A 6,262-nucleotide genomic window follows, 5' to 3' on the forward strand; every position below is an offset into this window, starting at 1 on the left:
CGAGGAGAAAAGCGGCGCGAGGAACGGGATCGCGTCCGTGCGGGAAAATGCGCCGCTCGACGAGCGCTACGAGCGCACAACGGTGAACCGATGTTCAATCTGAAGGCAGCCAACCATCAGATCATCGGCACGAGCGAGACGTACAAAACCGTGCAAGGCCGCGAGAACGGCATCGCGGCCGTCAAGCGCGATGCGCCCATTGCGGAAACCGTCGATCTCGGCTGATCGACGATTGCGCCGCGGCGAACGCTCTCGGGCGGCCGTCGCGGCGCCCGTTTTGCCGGGTCGGGCAAAGCGCGGTATGGTGTGGTCCGCGCGGCGAATTCTCGCCGCCGCTGAAGCCAACCGTAACCGAGTTCGCGTGACCGATTCCCCCGTTTTCCACTGGACCGACGCCGACGGCGTCGATCATGCCGTGCGCTGGCGCTCCGAAGCCGGCGTGCAACCGCTGAAGCGCGCGGTGCCCGCCGACGACCGCCTCACCGCCGACGCGGCCTACCGTCTCGCCTGCGAGGGCACCGCGCTCGTCTGGCAGGGCGACTTTCAGAATGCGCGCCAGCTCGTGCAGGCGATGGCGCGCCGTGTCGAACGCAAGCCGAAGAAGGCGAAAGCCGCGGCCGGCGTCGAAGCATTCAACCTGCATCGTCTCGCGCAATCGCAGCGCGCCCGCACGCTCGGCATGCTGCTGATCCCGCTCGACGCCGATTACACGATCCCGCTGCGCCGTGCGCCCGACGTGCGTGCGGCCTGCGAGGAGGCGTACGGTCCCGGCGGCGCGCCGTCGGTCGTGTCGCTGCGCGAACTGCTTGGCCTCGTCGGCGCGCACGAGTGGCGCAAGAAGGGCGTGCCGATCCCGGCGCTCGGCGGCGCGCCGATCCATCCGCACTACGGCGTGTTTTCGCCGGTGCGCGGCGAATACGTGGAGCTCGTCGCGCGTGCGCCGCTGCCGGCGACGTCGCTCGCGTTCGATATCGGCACGGGCACCGGCGTGCTCGCGGCGGTGCTCGCGTCGCGCGGCGTCGAGCGTATCGTCGCGACCGACCAGGATTCGCGCGCGCTCGCCTGTGCGCGCGAGAACGTCGCGCGGCTCGGTCATGCGGGCCAGGTCGAGATCGTCGAGGCCGATCTGTTTCCGGCCGGCCGGGCGCCGCTCGTGGTCTGCAATCCGCCGTGGGTGCCGGCCCGGCCGAGCGCGCCGATCGAATACGCGGTCTACGATCCCGACAGCCGCATGCTGCGCGGTTTCCTAGCCGGGCTGGCCGCGCACCTGGAGCCGGGCGGTGAAGGCTGGCTGATCCTGTCCGATTTCGCCGAGCATCTCGGCCTGCGGCCGCGCGAAATCCTGCTGCAATGGATCGACGAAGCCGGCCTCGTCGTGCTCGGCCGCGACGACATCCGGCCCGCGCACCCGAAGTCGACGGACGCCGACGATCCGCTGCATGCGGCGCGTCGCGCCGAGGTCACGTCGCTGTGGCGGCTCGGCGCCCGGGCCTGACCGCGTATTTTCGGTAAACTGTCGCCATTCCTCACGAATTTCCGCCGCCGGGCCGTGGTCGACCGACCGTGGCCCGGCGGCGCTTCACGATGTCGAACAAGACCCACGAAATCCGCCCGGAGCAGTCCGTCGAGCTGCTGAAGGAACTGCACATCCTCACCCGCGACGGCAAGCTGAACCAGGACAGTCGCCGCAAGCTGAAGCAGGTCTATCACCTGTTCCAGTTCATCGAGCCGCTGCTCGCCGGCGTGCAGGCCGACAAAGGCCACGTGACGCTCGTCGATCACGGTGCCGGCAAGTCGTATCTCGGCTTCATCCTGTACGACCTGTTCTTCAAGCAGCAGCCGGGGCACGGCACGCCGGCGTTCGCGTCGCACGTGTACGGCATCGAGACGCGCGAGGAACTCGTCACGCGCTCGACCGAGCTCGCCGCGCGGCTCGGGTTCGGCGGCATGTCGTTCCTGAACCTGTCGGTCGCCGATTCGATCACGTCACCGCAACTGCCCGACACGGTCGACGTCGTCACCGCGCTGCACGCGTGCGACACGGCGACCGACGACGCGATCCGCTTTGCGCTCGCGAAGCGCGCGCAGCACATCGTGCTGGTGCCGTGCTGTCAGGCGGAAGTCGCGGGCGTGCTGCGCAAGAACAAGGGCAAGTCGCTCGCGAATGCGCTGACCGAGGTGTGGCGGCACCCGCTGCATACGCGCGAATTCGGCAGCCAGATCACCAACGTGCTGCGCTGCCTGCAGCTCGAGGCGCACGGCTACCAGGTCAGCGTGACCGAGCTGGTCGGCTGGGAGCATTCGATGAAGAACGAGCTGATCATCGCGCAGTACAAGAACCTGCCGCGCCGCAAGCCCGGCGAGCGGCTCAACGAGATCCTCGGGATGTTCGGGCTCGCCGAGCTGAACGAGCGCTTCTTCGTCGCGCAAGCCGCTGCGGCGGGCGACGCCGCCGTCGAGCCGGCCGAAGGCTGACGGCGCGGGTGCGCGGGCATGGCGCCCGCGCGGCACACGTCACACGTCGTCGCCCGGCCGGCGCATCCATTCGCGCCAGCCTTCGTGGCCGAGGCGGCGCAGCGTTTCCTGATTCTTTTCGTAGATCGCGGACGCGTCCGGGAACGCGTCGACCGCGCGCGCGATGCTGTCCTCGCGCAGCAGGTGCAGGATCGGATACGGCGCGCGGTTCGTGTAGTTCTCGATGTCGTCGGGTTCGGTGCCGTCGAACTGGTATTGCGGATGGAAGCTCGCGATCTGCAGCACGCCGTCGAGCCGCAATTGCTGAACGAGCCGCTCGGCGAAGAACAGCGCATCGTTGTAGTCGACGAAATCGGCGAACGCATGCGGGTAGATCACGAGCGTCGTATCGATCTGCTGCGGGTCCGCCGCGTCGAGCAAGCGCAGCTCGGTTTCGAGTTCGGCGAGCGCGTCCTCCAGGGTCGTCGCTTCGCTGATCGCGTAGCGCACCTGTTCCTTCACGTAGACGCTTTTCGCGAACGGGCACAGATTGAGCCCGATCACCGCGCGCGCGAGCCAGTGCCGCGTGGCGGCGAGGATGTCGTCGTGCGAGTCGGGGCGGGTGTCGGTCATCGTGATACCAGTCGGGCGGAAGGGCTATGAGGGCTGCATTGTAGCGGGGCGCGCCGCAGACGAACCCGCGCGGCCCGTCACGCGCAGGCGGCTTCGATCAACTGCGTGACGAGCGCGGGCGCGCTGCCGATCGGCGTTTCGCCGTGCCGGTAGGTCTGGCTCGCCGCGTAGATGCCTTCGACCACCAGCGCGAGCGCATCGGCGAGCGCCTTCGGCTGCCGTGCGCCGGCGCCTTCGCACAGCGCGACGAGCCGTTTCATCAGCTGTTCCTTGTTCTGCGCGACGCGTTCGCGCGCCGGGTGCGACGCATCCGGGAATTCGGCGGCGACGTTGACGAACGGGCAGCCGCGATAGTCCTTTTGCGTCGCGCGCTCGGCGAGATCGACGAAGTACTGGATCAACTGCGCCTTCGGCTGCCCCGGATGCTTCGCGGCGCTCGTGTCGAGCCGCTCGAAGAAGCACGCGTCCATGCGTTCCAGATACGCGAGGATCAGCTCGTCCTTCGACGAGAACTGCCGGTACAGGCTCATCTTGTTGACGCCCGCGCGTTCCACCACCGCCTCGACGCCGACCGTGCGCACGCCTTCCTTGTAAAACAGCTCCTCGGCGGCACGCAGCAGGTGCTCCTGCGCGGTCGCGCCGTCGATCGGCCGGCGTGTGCGCCGCGCCGGCGGTTTGGCGACCTCGATGCCCGACATGATGACCCTCGACTACGTAATGGATTGCTTGACATGTTACCGACTGGTAACTACGATCGCAACACACTTGTGACCGGTCGGTAACAATCGCGGCCGGATCAACAGACGAATGCCAAGCGTCGGCCCGGGTCAGCCGATGTTGAAATGCGCGGCGGAGGTGGCCTGGTCGGGGCGGGGCAGGTGCGATGGCACCGCAACCGCCAACTGGAGAACGCGAAGATGAACTGGGCAGTGACACGAATCAGAGGGCGCTTCCATTACGGATGGCTCGCGGCGGCGGTGGTATTCCTGATCCTGCTGGCGGCAGCCGGCACGCGCGCGACGCCGAGCGTGCTGATGGTGCCGCTCGAACGCGAGCTCGGCTGGAGCCGCGCGGCGATTTCGCTGGCGATTTCGGTGAACATCGCGCTGTATGGTCTGACGGGCCCGTTCGCGGCTGCCGCGATGCAGCGCTTCGGGCTGCGCCCGACGATCCTCACCGCGCTGGTGACGATGAGCGCGGGCGTCGCGCTGTCGTCGATGATGACGCAGAGCTGGCAGATGGTCGTGATCTGGGGGCTGATGGTCGGCTGCTCGACGGGCGTCGTCGCGCTGACGCTGTCCGCGACCTTCGTCACGCGCTGGTTCCATGCGCGGCGCGGCCTCGTGATGGGCATCCTGACCGCGAGCACGGCCACCGGCCAGCTCGTGTTCCTGCCGATGCTCGCGGCGATCGCGCAGCGCCACGGCTGGCGGCCGGTCGTGTTGGTCGTCGCGGTGGCGGCCGCGATCGTGATTCCGCTCGTCGCGTTCCTGCTGCCCGAGCGGCCGGCCGACGTGCGGTTGCGCCCGTACGGCGAGCCGGCCGATGCGCCGCCCGCGCCCGACGCGACCAAGGAGAACCCGCTCGCGGTCGCGTTCCGCACGCTGCTGATGGCGAGCCGCTCGCGCGATTTCTGGCTGCTGTTCTTCAGCTTCTTCATCTGCGGCGCGAGCACCAACGGCTATGTCGGCACGCACCTGATCGCGATGTGCAGCGACTACGGGATGACCGAAGTGCAGGGCGCGTCGCTGCTCGCGGCGATGGGCATCTTCGACCTGTTCGGCACGACACTGTCGGGATGGTTGTCGGACCGTTACGACAACCGCGTGCTGCTGTTCTGGTATTACGGGCTGCGCGGGCTGTCGCTGATCTATCTGCCGCATGCGTTCGGGATCGACTTCTTCGGGCTGCCGCTGTTCGCGATGTTCTACGGGCTCGATTGGATCGCAACCGTGCCGCCCACCGTGCGGCTCGCGACCGACGTGTTCGGCAAGGCCGCGGCGCCGGTCGTGTTCGGCTGGATCGTGGCCGGCCACCAGCTCGGCGCGGCATTCGCGGCGCTCGGCGCGGGGCTGCTGCGCGCGAGTCTCGGCACCTATACGATCGCGTCGATGATCTCGGGCGGGCTGTGCATCATCGGGGCGCTGATCGTGCTGCGGATCAACCGCGGCCCGTCGCGCGCGGCGGCGCAGGCAGCCTGATCGGGGCGCGTCCGACCGGCCGCCCACGCTGCGGCCGGCCATTGCACGCACGGAGATTTGCATAGCGCGGCAGGATCGGGCGCGCCGTCGCTCAAGCGGGTATGCTTGCGGTTTGCCGGGCGTTCGCGCCCCTTCATCGATGTCAGCGAGGAACCGCATGTCTGTCAAACCTGCTCCCACCACTGTTTCGATTCACGATCTGATCGCGGGCCGCTGGAGCCCGCGCGCGTATTCGGATGAAGCCGTCAGCGCCGGCGATCTTCACGCGGTGCTCGAAGCGGCACGCTGGGCCCCGTCCGCGTACAACGCGCAACCGTGGCGTTTCATCGTATTCGATCGCACCCAGGATGAAGACGCGTTCAAACGCGCGTTCGCGACGCTGGTGCCGTTCAACCAGGGCTGGAATGCACCGGCGCCGGTGCTGATCGCGGTCACCGCGCACACGCTCACGCCGAAGGGCGAGCCGGCGCCGACCGCGCTGTACGACGCCGGCGCCGCCGCGATGTCGCTGGTGCTGCAGGCGCACGCGCTCGGCCTCGCCGCGCACCAGATGAGCGGGTTCGACGCGAAGGCGTTCCGCGACGCGTTCGCGATTCCGGCGGACGTCGCGATCGCGTCGATCATCTCGCTCGGCCACTACGGCAACGTCGACAAGCTCGACCCCGTGCTGCGCGATCGCGAAAAGGCACCGCGCACGCGCCATGCGATCGGCGAAGTCGTCTACGCGGGTGCGTGGAAAAAGAGCTTCGACGCGGCAGCCTGACTCCGCAGGCGGGCAGGCTGCATCGCGCATCCTGTCCGCGCATGTTCCCGGTGCGCCACGCCGCGCGCCGTCGCCACGCCGCGCGCCGTCGCCACCGGCGCCCGTTGCGCGGCACCGGTGGCCGGCCCCGGTTGTGATCGCGCGGGCTTCATGTTAAAAAGCCCGTCCTTTCCGTTTTCGCGCCGGCCCTGCTGCGGCAATTTCCCATGAC

The 6,262-nt window shown here is 68.5% G+C and carries 7 protein-coding genes and 1 pseudogene; 5 read left to right on the plus strand and 3 right to left on the minus strand.

Translation table 11 applies throughout. The features are described from left to right. From JMF90_RS40710 to JMF90_RS19500, 3 genes and pseudogenes are all read left to right on the plus strand, one after another. A pseudogene (locus JMF90_RS40710) lies at positions 1-225 on the plus strand (DUF1508 domain-containing protein); the annotation flags it as partial. 136 nt (positions 226-361) lie between these two features. Next, on the plus strand, positions 362-1,495 hold the full coding sequence (locus JMF90_RS19495; protein ID WP_054928316.1) for a class I SAM-dependent methyltransferase: 1,134 nt from the start codon (positions 362-364) through the stop codon (positions 1,493-1,495). Between the two features lie 89 nt (positions 1,496-1,584). Continuing rightward, entirely contained in the window at positions 1,585-2,475 is an 891-nt protein-coding gene (locus tag JMF90_RS19500; protein WP_011546555.1) for an SAM-dependent methyltransferase, read from the plus strand. Positions 2,476-2,514: 39 nt separating this feature from the next. Here JMF90_RS19500 and JMF90_RS19505 read toward each other — a convergent pair whose 3' ends face one another. Then, a complete protein-coding gene (locus JMF90_RS19505) occupies positions 2,515-3,087 on the minus strand; it encodes a DUF1415 domain-containing protein (RefSeq protein ID WP_006477075.1) in 573 nt (190 codons plus the stop codon). A gap of 77 nt (positions 3,088-3,164) precedes the next feature. After that, complete coding sequence (locus JMF90_RS19510; RefSeq protein WP_011546554.1) at positions 3,165-3,785, minus strand: TetR/AcrR family transcriptional regulator; 621 nt, start codon at positions 3,783-3,785, stop codon at positions 3,165-3,167. 219 nt (positions 3,786-4,004) lie between these two features. Between JMF90_RS19510 and JMF90_RS19515 the strand changes: the two genes are divergently transcribed. Both JMF90_RS19515 and JMF90_RS19520 read left to right on the plus strand, forming a co-directional pair. Continuing rightward, positions 4,005-5,288 carry an MFS transporter gene (locus JMF90_RS19515; protein ID WP_011694131.1) on the plus strand — a complete coding sequence of 428 codons (1,284 nt, stop codon included), beginning with the start codon at positions 4,005-4,007 and terminating at the stop codon, positions 5,286-5,288. A 157-nt stretch (positions 5,289-5,445) separates the two neighbouring features. After that, positions 5,446-6,051: a nitroreductase family protein gene (locus JMF90_RS19520; RefSeq protein ID WP_011546552.1), complete on the plus strand. Its 606-nt coding sequence runs from the start codon at positions 5,446-5,448 to the stop codon at positions 6,049-6,051. Here the strand turns inward: JMF90_RS19520 and JMF90_RS40145 are convergent. After that, positions 6,009-6,262 (minus strand): hypothetical protein (locus tag JMF90_RS40145; protein ID WP_236598008.1); only part of this gene is annotated, 254 nt, incomplete at its 5' end. The genes JMF90_RS19520 and JMF90_RS40145 overlap by 43 nt on opposite strands.

It is taken from the genome of Burkholderia sp. E168m23, from assembly GCF_016586125.1.
GTDB classification, from domain to species: Bacteria; Pseudomonadota; Gammaproteobacteria; order Burkholderiales; family Burkholderiaceae; genus Burkholderia; species Burkholderia orbicola.